General features: G+C 29.1%; 12 protein-coding genes and 1 pseudogene. 2 read left to right on the top strand and 11 right to left on the bottom strand.

Features of this window, described 5'->3' with window-relative positions; translation table 11 throughout:
- Positions 1–28: 28 nt before the first annotated feature.
- From B2P65_RS06860 to B2P65_RS06820, 9 genes and pseudogenes are all read right to left on the bottom strand, one after another.
- The gene (locus B2P65_RS06860) at positions 29–1540 is read right to left on the bottom strand and encodes a HAMP domain-containing sensor histidine kinase (protein ID WP_346848792.1); all 1512 of its coding nucleotides are present in this window, start codon (positions 1538–1540) and stop codon (positions 29–31) included.
- A 1-nt stretch (position 1541) separates the two neighbouring features.
- Positions 1542–2219 (bottom strand): response regulator transcription factor, encoded by a 678-nt coding sequence (locus B2P65_RS06855; RefSeq protein ID WP_346879853.1) that lies wholly within the window; start codon positions 2217–2219, stop codon positions 1542–1544.
- Between the two features lie 162 nt (positions 2220–2381).
- Positions 2382–3746, bottom strand: coding sequence for a peptidoglycan-binding protein (locus B2P65_RS06850; protein WP_346879852.1), 1365 nt, complete (start codon positions 3744–3746; stop codon positions 2382–2384).
- A gap of 93 nt (positions 3747–3839) precedes the next feature.
- Positions 3840–5555 carry a S8 family peptidase gene (locus B2P65_RS06845; RefSeq protein WP_346848789.1) on the bottom strand — a complete coding sequence of 572 codons (1716 nt, stop codon included), beginning with the start codon at positions 5553–5555 and terminating at the stop codon, positions 3840–3842.
- Positions 5556–5620: 65 nt separating this feature from the next.
- Positions 5621–6330, bottom strand: a pseudogene (locus tag B2P65_RS06840) (helix-turn-helix domain-containing protein).
- A gap of 83 nt (positions 6331–6413) precedes the next feature.
- Positions 6414–6785: a DUF3783 domain-containing protein gene (locus tag B2P65_RS06835; protein ID WP_346879851.1), complete on the bottom strand. Its 372-nt coding sequence runs from the start codon at positions 6783–6785 to the stop codon at positions 6414–6416.
- A gap of 15 nt (positions 6786–6800) precedes the next feature.
- Positions 6801–7316: a peptidylprolyl isomerase gene (locus tag B2P65_RS06830; protein WP_346848787.1), complete on the bottom strand. Its 516-nt coding sequence runs from the start codon at positions 7314–7316 to the stop codon at positions 6801–6803.
- Between the two features lie 80 nt (positions 7317–7396).
- The gene (gene murI, locus B2P65_RS06825) at positions 7397–8185 is read right to left on the bottom strand and encodes a glutamate racemase (RefSeq protein ID WP_346848786.1); all 789 of its coding nucleotides are present in this window, start codon (positions 8183–8185) and stop codon (positions 7397–7399) included.
- Between the two features lie 193 nt (positions 8186–8378).
- Positions 8379–8912, bottom strand: a complete 534-nt coding sequence (locus B2P65_RS06820; RefSeq protein ID WP_346848785.1) for a hypothetical protein — start codon at positions 8910–8912, stop codon at positions 8379–8381.
- A 181-nt stretch (positions 8913–9093) separates the two neighbouring features.
- On the opposite strand from B2P65_RS06820, the gene B2P65_RS06815 reads away from it, so the two are divergent.
- Positions 9094–9456 carry a hypothetical protein gene (locus B2P65_RS06815; RefSeq protein ID WP_346879850.1) on the top strand — a complete coding sequence of 121 codons (363 nt, stop codon included), beginning with the start codon at positions 9094–9096 and terminating at the stop codon, positions 9454–9456.
- Between the two features lie 106 nt (positions 9457–9562).
- Here the strand turns inward: B2P65_RS06815 and B2P65_RS06810 are convergent, their stop codons facing one another.
- Positions 9563–11065 (bottom strand): LexA family transcriptional regulator, encoded by a 1503-nt coding sequence (locus B2P65_RS06810; protein ID WP_346879849.1) that lies wholly within the window; start codon positions 11063–11065, stop codon positions 9563–9565.
- Between the two features lie 197 nt (positions 11066–11262).
- Between B2P65_RS06810 and B2P65_RS06805 the strand changes: the two genes are divergently transcribed.
- Complete coding sequence (locus B2P65_RS06805; RefSeq protein WP_346879874.1) at positions 11263–12831, top strand: MutS-related protein; 1569 nt, start codon at positions 11263–11265, stop codon at positions 12829–12831.
- Between the two features lie 96 nt (positions 12832–12927).
- Here B2P65_RS06805 and B2P65_RS06800 read toward each other — a convergent pair whose 3' ends face one another.
- Positions 12928–14028, bottom strand: coding sequence for an ion channel (locus tag B2P65_RS06800; protein ID WP_346879848.1), 1101 nt, complete (start codon positions 14026–14028; stop codon positions 12928–12930).
- Positions 14029–14263 lie beyond the last annotated feature (235 nt).

Genomic DNA, 14263 nt, shown 5'->3' with positions numbered 1-14263 from the left:
TACCCCTCTTTTCTATGGCTATAGTATATTAGCACTGATTTGGCAATTCAAAATAGAATCTTACACCTCTTTTGGTATTTTCAACTCCACATTTACCTTGGTGCAAATCTACTATATTTTTAACAATTGATAGTCCAAGTCCTGTACCACTATCTTTCCTATTTCTTGACTTATCTATCTTATAAAATTTATCCCATATCTTATCAATTTCTTCCTTATTAATAAGCTCACCTGTATTTTCAAAAGATAACTTAGTCATATTCCCCCGTGGGTACATTTTAACAAATATACTTCCCTCACAGGGAGTATGCCTTATTGCATTCGTAAGAAAATTGGTTATTACTTGTTCTATCTTAAATGCATCCCCATAAATTTGTTTCTCATATAGATTCAAATCTATTTTTACATTCTTATTATCGATACTATGATGTAATTTCTTTACAACATTTTTCACTAAATTATCAATAAAAAATAATTCTTTATTAAGGATTACCTTTCCACTTTCCAAAGATGATATTTGAAGCATATCTCTAACTAAATTACTCATCTTATCAGATTCTTCTATAATTACATTTAATGATGAATTCATATTGTCTTCTAAAAATACGCCATCCTTAATACCTTCTGCATATCCTTTTATTAAAGTAATAGGGGTTTTTAATTCATGAGATACATCTGCTATAAATTCTTTTCTCATAATCTCAATTTCTCTTTCTCTGTGGATATCATTTTGTAGTTTTCTATTAACTTCTTTTAATGAATTTAAAGAATTATCCAAGTTTTGTCCTAAAAAATTTAATGTTTCCCCAAGGTTTCCAATTTCATCTTCATATACCATAGTGCATCTCTGACTAAAATCCAAATTACTCATTCTTACAGCCACTTTATTTATTTCTCTTAATGGCTTTGTAATAAATTTCGAATAAATTAATGCTAATATAACTATTACTACTATAGCCCCTAAGTAAAAATACTTATAAAATATCCCTATAACCCCCATGGCTTCTTTTACATATTGTAAAGATGTAAATCCTACTATTATGTTATTCTCATGTAGAAGTGCAGAAGCTAAATATTTAGTGTTCTCGCTGTTCTTAAATGAAATAGTTACCTGTTTTTTATTAATCATCTCGTTTAATAGTTCCGGATCTGTCTTTATAGTTTTAATAACATAATTAAAAATTTCTGTATTTTTACTATCTATAGTTTCTGAGTCAGTTTTAAAGGTCACTATAATATTATTTTCTGTGTTTACCACTCCTATAGATGTGTTATAATTATTCTCAAACTTCTTAATACTCTCTATTATTTCCCTTTCATCCTTTGGATTACTTAGAGTATCCCTAAACTTTATCACATTGCTTTTAATATCATTTTCCTTTTTATCATTATATATCTTTTCAAACAATATTCTCTGACTTAAAAGAGTAATAGTCAAAAATGCTATAAACACCACAGTAGTTACAACAAACATTTTCAATGTAATGCTTCTTTCTATATTTCCCTTTATCTTTTTATAATAATTAATTATTTTATTCATACTAAACCTCTATCTTATAGCCAAAGCCTCTTACTGTTACTATCACTTTATTCATGTGCTTTAGCTTCTCTCTAAGTCTCTTAATCGTAGTATCAACCACACGTATATCTCCTTCAAAATCATAACCCCATATTTTTGTAAGAATTTGCTCTCTAGTAAGAACTATATTTTTATTTTTCAGGAAATATATAAGCAAAGAAAATTCTGTTGGTGAAAGATTAATTTCTTCATCACTTACCATAACTCTATGACCTTCTTCATCTATATAAAGATTCCCTATCACAATTCCCGTACTTTTATCTATACTACTTCCATAGCTCCTCTTTATTAACGCTTTAATTTTAGCTACTAAAACCTTTGGACTAAAGGGCTTTGTTTCATAATTATCTGCACCAAATCCCAATGCTAAAAGCTTATCTTCTTCCTCTTCCTTTGCACTAAGCATTATTACTGGTATATTCCATCTATTTCTTATAACCTTTAATGTCTCAAATCCATCCAAAACAGGCATCATTATATCTAGTACCACTAAATTTACTGATTCATTCTCTATAATCTCAATAGCTTCTTTACCATTAGAGCTATGTAATGTTATAAACCCTTCCTTTTTTAAATAAGCTTCCAACAAGTTTCTAATATTCTCTTCATCATCAACTAATAATACCTTTATATTATCCATATCCGTAACTCCTTGTATTTCTCTTCTTAATAATAATTATACCTTATTTTATACTCTATAATTATTTACTTGAATATTTTATTAAAATATTTTTTGCATGTTGTTTTTATACGCAAAAATGAACTCCGAGATAACTTCGAAGTTCATTAATAGATTATATACTCAATTTTTAGGATATTTAATTCTAGGTAAATCCGTTGCATCTTTATATGGCCAATGTGGAATAAAGTATGAATATTCAATTTCTTCCTCATGAACACTTCTTAATTCTGCGATTTTAGTTACTCCTGTATATATAGCCGAAATCTTATACCATGTAGCATAATCTACTTCACCTGTCTGCGGAAGACCAAATACCTGTTGAAATACTTTTACTTGATTGGCAGTTGTAGAACCATACTTTCCATCAATAGCCACTTTAGGTATTAGAGGATAATTTTGTGCTATTCTATTTAAAAAGGTTTGAGTGGTTCTAACTGGCTCTCCACTGGCTCCCTGTCGTAAAGTAAAACCTGGATATGACCTTGGACTTCCAGAAACCTTTTCAGCTCTTTCAAGAACTATATCACTTCCATAGAAATTTCTTAATATATCATATGGAATCCATCCTTGAGCCCCTAAATCCTTACTGCCCCATTGAGTAAGCCATCCTGGACACTGAACATTTCTACCATCACAGTATTGCGTAAGTAAAGGTTGTTTAGCTCCCGACCTCTTTACATAGGTAGCAAATAACTCATCTACTATCCTACTTATGTTATCAAATATGTTTCTTCCGTAAACAAAAGCTTGATCATAGGCTGTAGAATTTGTTACGTCAAAATTAAACCCCTTACTTCTATACCATTCTGTGTATATTCTATTTAAAGTAAATGAAATGATACAGTATACATTAGCTCTTATAGTTGCCTCTGGCCAAGTTGCATAAATTTCACAGCTGGCTACATTTTTTATATAGTCTGTATATGGAACAGTATAATTTGGTGCTGCTGTATTAGTTGGTGCCCCTGCATGTACGATTATAAACTCTGGTACAACTGGCTCTGGCAAAACTACAAAACCACTTGGTGGAGGTGGCAAAGCTTTATTAGGGTCCTCAGGTATCTTAGGTGGAAAATCACCAAATTGAACATTAGGTGGAATCTCTATAACCCTGACTACCTGTACATCTTCATCCTCTGTGATCTCTCTATTAAGACTTGTTGGAATCAGATTACATATCTGTAACGCTGTTTGTCGCGGCAACACTTGGCATCCTCTTATATTTATTTCATCAAAGCCTTCTGCCGTTACATCTATATCATAAAGGGCATAAGGTATAAGGGTATTATCTGGATTTAATGACCTTTCTATTTCTGGAGTTTCTAATTCTATAGTCTCCGTTTGTCCCTCTGGATTAGTAGTTAGGGTAGTAACTTGCTCTCTAGTTTCTCCATCTGTTCTTGATACCGTAATATTGGCATTACTTATTGGTATAGCTGTATTTACTCTATACACTTGAACCTGCAACCTACCTATGTCTGCCATAAATTTCTCCTTAAAATAATACTTCAATATATATATTATGATGACTATCATAGAAAAGTTACATATTCTTTATAGTAAAATTGTAATTTATTCCTACCTTGAAGCTACTTCATTATTCCATACCCTAAGAGCTCCTGCAAGACATAAAGTACCATATCCCCAACTATTATTAGGATACTGTACATCTACTCTACTTCTATTGGCTCCTTTTAATAAAAAGTATTTTACTCTTTCTCCATACAAATAAGGATCATTTCCTTCTATAATTCCAAATTCCATTAAAAGTCCACATGCCCCTGCCACCTGAGGTGTAGCCATTGATGTTCCTGACCGTGGCTCAAATCCACCTCCCGGAGTAGATGATTCTATATTTTCTCCAGGTGCCACTAAATCAGGTTTTACAGGGTTTAATTCAGCATTTCCTCTTCCAGAGAATGGTGATATAGTAGAGTTTATAAAATTATAACTACCAACGGTTATTACATCTGGTACAGTTCCCGGTATACCTAATGTATTAGCAGTACTAGGTCCTAAGAACCTTGTAGCAATATTTAATCCTTCTGCAATAGGTAACCACATATCATAGCTTCCTAGAACATTTTCATTAGTAGTCATGTTCATAGTCCATATTCCACTAGCTATGGTTTCTTCTCCTACCCCTGAAAGTACAATTATTATTTCGCCATCTATACTAAAAGGTGTTGGCCCTGTATTGAATACAAAATACTCAGTATTACCTATTCTTCCTTGATTTAATGCATTAGTTAATCTTAATTCACCACTACTAGTTCCACTTGGTGATATAAGATTTAAGTTAATATCCTTTAAAAATGATTTAAATAATTGTATTATTAATATTCTCTCATCTATTCCAACATTAAATCGTATTTCTTGTGCTCTACCCAGTTCACCACCAACATGGTGTGCTCTATCCCCTTCATTTCCTGCTGCTACAACTATGTTAACTCTTTGCACTGTAGAAACTATACCTATATATTGCTCTAACAAACTATTTCCAGTATGTGCTCCATCATTCGTGCTAAAACTTATGTTTATAACCAGGGGCTTATTTAATTCATAAGCTTTATCAATTAAGAATTTAATCCCTCTCATTAACTGGGTACTTTTTGCTCCCTGTCCTCCTATCTCTCTTGTCATTTTAACCATGGCTATAGAACTTCTAGGAGCTACCCCATAAAATCTCCTTGGTATATTCCCTCCAGCACATGCTATACCAGCCACATGAGTACCATGACCTGCTCTATCAACGTGAGGTACTAATGAGTATGGGTCTGGACTTCTTAAAGCTGCATTTATCTCTTCTCTTGTATAAATCCTTCTATTTTCATATAAATCATAAATAAAATCAATCCTTGTATCTCCATTGTCAAGTCTAAATGATTGATTTACATAATCTATTCCAGAATCTATGAATCCTATAAGTACCCCTTCTCCCTCTAATCCATAGTTAGTATTTACTTCTGTTATACATGAAGCTCTATTACTAGGTTCAAAGGATAAATATAAATTTTTAGGTAACTCTATATAGTTGATTTCTCTTATTCCTACTAGCTTTTCAACATCGCCTCTTGGTATAGTTATAATTCCATAACCGAAATCTAAATCTTCAAAGGTACCTCCAATAGCATTTATTTTCTCTTCCATTACCTCTGGAGTCCCACTATAAAGTATAATTAATTCAATGTTAGTTTCTTCAACATCTCCAATTCCATATCCATATATAATCTCATTTCTTATACTCTCTGGTACATTTATAAGTAAATTTAATAATCCATCAGCCTTTTGCACACCCATACCTCCAAATTCTTATATAGTTATAGTATGAATGTATATTAAAAATGTTATTAAATAGATTATAGTTGAACTTCTAATCTATTTAACTTTGCAATAACCTTTACCTCTTTAGGATGAGCTGTTTCTGTACGAACCATATTTTTATTACTTATTATTAAAACTTTATTACTATCTAGCTTCTTTAACTGTCTTATCACTCTTTCTCCATTTACATCCATGAGATATATCTTATTATTTTCTATTTCAGAAGTTAGGTTAGCAAATGCTAAATCTCCTTGACAAATTCTAAATCCTAATAAATCATCGTTTTCAATTTTAATATATAGCACCTTATCCTGAGCATATCCTTCTATTTTATTTGATATAACAGGTAACTCTTTTTTTCCTATAGGCTTGTTTAAATCATAGCTATAAATTCCTACAGACTTAAGAACAGAACTAAATGCATCATTCCATACTTCATTTATAGTTTCTTTTACTTTATTACCCTTCGCTACATTATGTGTCTTTAAATTACTTTCTGAAGATTTTCTTTCTTCATAAGCTATATTATCAAACAGCCTAGTANNATAAACAGCGTAGTCATTTCTGCAAGATCTCCACCTAAAACCTTACCTACTCTTTCTATAAACTTTTCTTCTACAACTTTTCTTCCATTCTCAACATCATTTATATAGTTTTCTGATACTCCAAGCTTCTTAGCAAGTTGCTTTTGAGTCATTCCCTTAGCATTTCTTCCTTGTTTAATTCTTTCTCCAACAGTACTCATTCTTAATTATCCTCCCTGTATCTCCTTAATCTAAATAGAAATCCTCTAGTCCTAGAGGATTTCTAAATTATTAGACTTAAAAATTATTTTTGATAATATTGTCTCTCTTTTACTAAATGATCTATCAATTCATGAAGAGTCATTTTAACAGAATTGGGTGTAGTAGACGCTAATATTGGTTTTGCACCTAAAACTTCTCTAACCTTTTTAACAGCTTGTTGAAGATAAACACCTAAAAATCCATTAAATATAATAACTTTTTCTTCAGGTAGTTTAGTCTCACTATCTGATAAGCTCTCTTCTTTTAATATATGCTCTAAAGTATATTCTCCCATATTTTCATTTATTGATACACATGGTTTTATACATATATCTTTGAATTTTATATTTAGTTTATCTATCTCTTCATCATTAAGCCCATAAGCTATGATTAATCTATCTTTAAGTATATTCATATTAAATACCTTCCATTATAATTTTTCTGGTTCTCCGTAGTTTACATCAAAAGTTTCTACAGTTACAGATTTTATAACTTGATCTTCATATGGTCTATCTCTTCTATCTGTTTGAGAGCTTACTATTTCATCTGCTACATCTTGACCGTCTATTAATTTACCAAAGGCAGCATAGCTTCCATCTAGGTGTGGTGCATCTGCAACCATTATAAAAAATTGAGAACCCGCTGAATCTGGATGTTGAGCTCTAGCCATTGATAAAACACCCTTAGTATGTTTTAAATCATTTTTAAATCCATTTCCACTAAATTCTCCTTTAATTGAATATCCTGGTCCGCCCATTCCTGATTTTTCTGGACAACCGCCCTGAATCATAAAACCTGGTATTACTCTATGGAAAATTAATTCATCATAAAATCCCTTATAAGCTAAGTCTATGAAGTTTTTTACTGTATTGGGAGCTATTTCAGGATATAATTCCGCCTTCATTATTTTTCCGTTTTCCATTTCAAAAGTTACTATTGGATTCATACATCTTCCTCTTTTCTTTCTTTATATTATTTATTCTTTAATTATTTTTATGTAATTTATTATACTGATGATAAACAGAGTTATTTGCTGTTTTTATCTGCATCAAGCAACTTATATGACAATTCTATTAAATTTTTATCATCTTTAGAATTATATATTTTAACAGTACCTTGTTCATTATTAGTATTTAATAAACCTTTTTGATCTAACTTACGCTTCAATTGTTTTACTGTTCCTAAACTACCATCTATAATAGCAACATCATCATTTATAACATTCACTAATGCTTCTTTAATAAATGGATAATGAGTACATCCAAGAACCACAGAGGACACTCTCTCTTTAGGTACATCTTTAAACCTATTTCTTAAATACCCCTCTACAACTTCACCCTTAATATTTCCACCTTCAATAATTTCCACCAGACCATCACATGGCATTGAAATAATGTCAGAAGCCTTATTATATCTTTCTCTTAGTTTACTAAATTTATTCTCAGATAAAGTCATTGGTGTAGCCATTATTACTATTATTCCGTTACCATAATTCTCTACTGCCGGCTTTAAAGCTGGCTCTATTCCAATTATGGGGATTTCTTTATAAATCCTTCTTAATTCATCGATTGCAATACTAGTAGCAGTATTACATGCCACTACTATAGCTTTCACATTCATAGAAATAAGCTTATCTACCATATTAAAGGTTAACTTTCTAACTTCCTCTGGAGTTTTCACTCCATAGGGTGCATTTAAAGAATCTCCTATATATATGTAGTTTTCTTTAGGTAGTAGCTTCACTGCTTCCTTTAGGACACTAATACCTCCAACCCCTGAATCAAAAAATCCTATACTAAAATTAGTTTTGTCCATACTTCATTACACCACACTACTTAGTTTTTAGATATTTCTTCATATATCCTATAACTATAATACTACAGCTAAAAGATTATTAAAAGTATGAGACATGCATTATGTAAAAATATAGTTAAAAAAGAGCATTGTTTATGACTAATTTAGGTCATCTTACAATACCCTTTCTTTAATTAATTTTACAGTATTCTCACTATTGTATTACTTCCTTAATCTTTTCTTTAATATACTCTATTATTTCTATATCTCCAATAGTTGCTTTACCATCCATTAAATCAATCTTTATTCTAAAGAAATTTATAACTAACTTATTTCCTGAGATTATATATTCATCAGAATGTAATGGTGAGAAAATAACTTCTACTTCATCATAATTATGTTTATTTTCTACCTTCTGAAATTCACTTGCTAATGAATCTAAATTTAATACTTTTAGTGGTGCTGCCATTGCATGTGTAAATTCTAAGTCTTCCATCATCCACATATTGTTATTCCAGAACTTCTTTTCTTTTTTAGTCCCATCAAAAGGCTCTCTATTTTTTATAGCGCTTAAAGCACGTCTTACAGATTCTCCATTAAATTCATCATCATAAGCAACAGTTAATCCTGGCATTTTTGCTACATCATAGAAAAATGATTCTGCAATGTTATCCTTTTCAGATGCTGCTTGCCAATAATAAAGCATTGCTTCTACTGCTTCTAAATTTAATCTCACTCTACTTAACATAAAATCTCTCCCTCTCATAATCAGATTAAACCAAACTTCACAGATAATTATACACCATGGCTTAGTAAGTTTCTACGGTTTACATTTTTCTTATTTGCATTACCTAAATGGCTTTTTAATCATATATTATATTAAACTCTTATAATTCAATAAGAATTCATTTTCAAGCGAGGTGAATTTCATGAAAAATGCATCAGTAAAAATCACTTTAAAGCTATTTATCTGTGGTGTGTTGTGGAGTATTCTAACTTTAGCTATAGCAGGGATATTTACACCACTAACTAACTTTTTTTTTAAAGATATTATATTTGTAGAAGGCTTAATCATGTTATTAATGTCTATTACATCAGCTATAAACAGTAAATCTTTAGGTATGTCCTATTATATTTTAAATGAAATATATTCTAAATATATGGACAATAAAGCTTTTACAAAAGATAACATTTTTAATACCCTTAATAATATAAATTTCCATCTTTTCTTAAATTGGATTTCTATAGCTATAGGTGGCTTTATAGACATTCTGTTGATCTTTATTTTATAAGTATTATTGAGACTATAAAATAAAAAGGTAGAGTAAACTTAAATAAATTATTTACTCTACCTGTATTTATAAAAAATTTGTTACTATTTTAAGACTTACATAGGTGTTAGCTAGTAGACTTAATTAACCCTACAGCCTTCCCAATAATATAAGCATTATCCTCTTTAATCTCTATAGGATAGTATTTATCATTTTCTGGCATTAATACTGCCTTATTTCCTTTTAACCATAGCCTCTTAAGGGTAGCTTCTCCATCTATACTTACAGCAACTATCTCATTATGATTTGCCATAGTTTGCTTATTTATAACTATATAATCTCCATCTTCAATATTAGCATTAATCATACTATCCCCTTTAACCTTTAATATAAAAGGTTGTTGTACACCTTTAAGCCAATATATAGGAACATTAAATTGACCTTCTATTTCATCATTAATAGAAATAGGTTGCCCCGCAGCAATCTCATTGTACACTGGAACTTTATTTATTTCCTTATCTCCGATTATCTCACTAGTAGTGTTATGGTTTAAAATAACTTCATTATAACTACTAGTATCTATGGCAAAATCATGAGATATATTATGTTTTAAATCTACATATTTATAGGTTTCAATATATTCATTGTTTTTGACCATTTCATCTTCCTTCAACTCTTTATTAATTTGTTCTTCGATAGTTTGTTCTATAACTTTTTTAGTCACTTTTTTCTTTGATACTTTACTGCAATTAATAATCTTATATTTATTACTATCAAAAATAGTAACATCCTTATTTCGTTTAAAGTATTGGAGCCAAGGTTTTGGTGTGTCAATAGGATTAATATTTTTCACCAAAATAAAGTTACTATAAGTAAAATCTTTTAAAAGTCCACGAATAAATTTTACTTCTTCAATGGTTAACTGTTCTACATTATCTATTATTATATGTGCATACTTTAAATCTTTAAGCTTATCTATATTATCATAGACAATTTTAAACTCATCTATATAATCAATTAGTCCATTTTCATCCATGTAGTTACAATACCATAAATACAATTTATAAATAGCTTCTCTACTATTAGAGTTCTTTCTTAATGAAAACCCTCTTTTTTTTCTATTTAAATTTTGATATTCTTCAAGGTAGCTTATATTCAAATGTTTTATATAGAAAATTTCATCGAATAAAAAATCTATATTTTTTGTTAATATAACTTTATTTATTCTTCTTTCCTTCTGTCGCAATTCTCCAATTCCTTCTAAAATGAAAGCCTTTGTCACATCCTTATTGCAAAACCTTTTACCTTTCAACGGGTTGCGTGATGTTATATACTGGAAACATTTATTTATTAATTGTTTTTTACTGCAGATCTCAACATTATTATTTAAATATGTAAAGAACGTATTATTTCTATTTACATCTAGTTTTACCTCTTCTAAAGTATCCCCTAAAACCTCATTAGATATAAACAATATATTTTCATTTTCTCTAATGCAATAATTATCTTGTAAAAATATAGCTCTTGATAAAGCTGCTCTAGTTTTCCCTATACCTTCTTTGCCATTGATTATAAAAAATCTATGCTTCTTATCCTCTTTGAATTTACTTAAAGCCTGTTTAATATCCATAAAGTCACCTCCATTCACTGTCTATTCCACTAAAATATATAATTAATATATCTTCTTTTACTACATTTATAATATACCTCATATTATATCATAAACTCTCATATTCTTCCTAAAAAAATAGTAGGTCATCCCTACTTGTTAGACTAAAATGTAATAATGAGTTATAATGTTAAATAATAACATGTATTGGAAGTGATATATTGTCTAAAATCAAACTTAACTATATTAAAGAAGATTCTAAACGAGATAATGAAAGGGTACGTAACTTCAAGTCTATTAGACGGTTATTTGATATCAGACCTAAAACTGAATATTTTCTAGATGAACAAAGTTTCAATGATTTAGATATGAATAGAGTTTATGAAAATTTCGATAGAACCTATAGTAGTGCAGGAGAATCTGCTTTATATTCTATGATAAGGAATATTATTATAGATGAAAAAGAACTTAACAGAAGAAATAATATAATTAGCTTCTTTAAGGATAATGAAGATAAAAAATGCCAGGTTCAAATGCATTTTTTTAATATGGGATTCGATAATAAAGACTGTTTTATAGAAATGCTAGAAACATATCTTAAAGTTAATAAGAGTAAATATTACCTATATACTTTCTTAGGTAAATTTCTTCCTATATTAATAATACTTATATCTATAATGACCAAAAATCCTAAGTATATGTTTGGTTTTGCTATAATTTTATGGGTTAATGCATTTATAAATATGGCTGAAGCTAAAAATATTAAAGATAAAGGATTATTATACCTACGAAAAATAATTGTTGCTGCAAAAAAGTTGAAAAATCTTAATATTTCCGAACTTAAGGACTATAAATTGCAAATAACCAATATCCTAAACAATATAAAATCTATAGATAGGGGAACTAGACTTGTTGGATTTACCACCATGTTTGAAGGTTTCTTTGAGTTCATCTCTGTACCACTTTTATTAGAAGAAGCCGCTTACTATAAACTTAGTAGTGAACTTAAGGAGAAAAAGAATTACCTCTTAGACTTGTATTACATAATTGGAGAAATTGAAGCTTTAGCATCTGTAGCAAGCTACCAAAGTGGACTTGATACACCATATACTAAACCAAAATTTTATCAGGAACTAAAGTTAAATATTTCTGAAGGAATTCATCCCCTTGTTAAGAATCCTGTTGCAAATTCCATTAATATTAATAAACATGGTATAATTCTTACTGGTACAAATATGTCTGGAAAATCAACTTTCTTAAGGATGCTAGGAATTAACATAGTATTTGCACAAAGTTTCAATTTTGTACTAGCTGAAAATTACGAAGCTAGCTTTTTCAATGTTGTATCTTCAATTAGTCCAAGCGATGATGTAAATGCAGGAAAAAGTTATTACATGGCAGAGGCTGAATCCATCCTTAGAATTATAAAAGCTACAGAAAAACCTCTTCCTATTTTCTGCGCCATAGATGAAATTTTTAGAGGTACAAATCCTGTAGAAAGAATTGCTTCTTCCGCTGAAATCCTAAAATATATTAACTCTAAAAAAGCAATTTCTATAGTTGCTACCCATGATAGGGAACTAGCTGATATTCTTAAAGATTATTATGATTTCTTTTATTTCAGTGAAGATGTAAATAATAACGAAGGACTTTCCTTTGACTACAAACTGAAACAAGGAGTATCTCAAACAAAAAATGCAATAAAACTTTTAAAATATATTGGATATCCAGATGAAATCATAGAAAATTCCTTTGAAAGAGCAAAACATATAGAAGGTTTTATATAACAATAAAACATGGGAGGACGCTAAAAAGTGACCTCCCATAAAATTTACCTTACTTTATATTTTATGTATATGCTTATTTAATAATTGTAAATCTGCTTATCTTGTCATCTTTCTAACTAAAGTAGATGTCAAAATTCCTATCATTATAATTCCTATAAGTATTTCTACGCTGCTTAGTATAACCCCCATTATATTATATGGCAATAAATCACCATATCCTACTGTAGAAAATGTAACTAAACTAAAGTGAATACAATAAATTATATTTTTAAATAGCATTTTAACAGAAAAATCACCTGCTAATCCACTAATTCCAATTACTCCGCTGGAGCAGTTTATACCAGTAATCATGTATAATAAAGCAAATATCAAAATTATAATTAAAGATAACATAAAGCTTCTATAAGGCTTTTCGCCATAACCACATACTATATTGGCCACAGAAGAATAAAATTTCTTTCTACCTTTAAGCGTCCTATGAAAAGCTAATTTACTTTGATAAAAACACCTACCATATCTTCCGCCTACATGATTTCTTAAATATTGTTCACCAAAATCCATGTAACTAAAACTAATGTTTAGATAATTACAATTACATATGCAATTACTTGATTCTTTATTATTTCTACAGGTATTATTTTTTTTCATATCCTTATAGTTGAATTTTCCTATATAAGAACCATAATTAAGCTTAGTATAAGATTTCTCATTAATAAACTTTATATCCATGGTTCCTTCCATATCTTTTATTATGCAGTCCATTAAATTACAATTATCTATAAATCTAACCTCATCATAACTATTTCTTACAAAATTACAACCTTTCATAAAGCTATTTTTAAAATCAACCTTATATAATGAACATTCCTTTATATATAAAGATGAAAAATTACAATTATTAATATATATTTTGTCTAAAATACAATTATTAAACTCCAAAAAATTTCTTAAATTTATCTTTCCTCTAATAAATCTACAATTTATGAACTTACAATTAATAAATATAACATTTGAAAAGCAATTATTTTCAAAATTCATATTTTTAAATTCACAATTACTATAACTTACATCCTCTAACTTAATATTAATATAATCTAATTTCGTATTCCCATTAAGTTTTAAATTTTCATAATTAAATTTTAAGATTTTATCGTAATCAACGTATTTACTACATTTCACAGTATAATAACTACTCATATATACTCCCACCACAATTTTAATAGTATTATTTTATGGAAATGTATTTATTATATTCTCTAAGATAATAATAAATATATTAATAATTAATACAATGTTAAAAATATTCTATTATCTATCTAATTTTCATGATATAATTATTATGTCGATATATATACTTTCTTGGGATACTTGCTCAAATGCTTTATTCCAAGTCAATTAAATATATTTTAAAATCAAGTATAGATATGTTAGG

The organism is Clostridium sp. UBA3061 (assembly GCF_002367465.1).
In the GTDB taxonomy this organism is placed as follows: Bacteria; Bacillota; Clostridia; order Clostridiales; family Clostridiaceae; genus Clostridium_J; species Clostridium_J sulfidigenes.
The sequence above is the reverse complement of the archived record's forward strand: the minus strand, read 5'-3'. Positions and strand labels throughout refer to the sequence as shown.